We start from the raw sequence: 701 nt of genomic DNA, 5'->3' as shown, positions 1-701 counted from the left end.
GGTATTTTGCTGTTGATCTATGCTGTAGTTTATTTTGAGAGTGCTCAGCGTAAAGTTCCTGTGCATTATGCTAAAAGGCAGTTTGGCTCTGGAATGATGCCAGGACAAAGCATTCATATGCCGTTCAAGCTAAATATGGCAGGTGTTATTCCTCCTATTTTTGCTTCCAGTATCATTTTATTTCCATCTACACTTTTAGGTTGGTTTGGTTCAAATAGTACGAGTTCTGTTCTTCATAAGGTTGCTGCGATGCTGCAACATGGACAGCCTTTGTATATTGTATTATTTGCCACAACTATCATCTTCTTCTGCTATTTCTATACTGCTTTAGTATTTAGTCCTAAAGAGATGGCTGAAAATTTGAAGAAGAGTGGTGCATTTGTGCCGGGTATTCGCCCAGGTGAGCAAACCTCTAGATATTTGGAAAAAGTGGTACTAAGGTTGACATTATTTGGTGCTTTGTACATTACTATAATCTGTCTGATACCTGAAATTTTAACAACTGCATGGAATGTTACTATCAATTTCGGTGGTACATCTTTGCTTATTTTGGTCGTTGTTACAATGGATTTTAGGACGCAAATTAATTCATACATAATGAGTAGTCAGTATGAAGACTTGATGAGTCGTCCAGATATGAAATCTTTGTCACGTAAGTAGGCTTATGGCTAAAGAAGATACCATACAGATGCAGGGCGAAA

At 37.7% G+C, this 701-nt stretch carries 1 protein-coding gene; it reads left to right on the top strand.

Annotated elements, in window-relative coordinates:
• Positions 1-660, top strand: a 660-nt coding sequence (locus tag ACTHSP_RS21190; protein WP_440346904.1) for a preprotein translocase subunit SecY, incomplete at its 5' end; no start/stop codon positions are given.
• Positions 661-701 lie beyond the last annotated feature (41 nt).

The sequence above is a fragment of the Neisseria sp. P0001.S005 genome, assembly GCF_051963715.1.
Note: the sequence above shows the minus strand (reverse complement) of the source record. Positions and strands in the feature narration are given on the sequence as shown.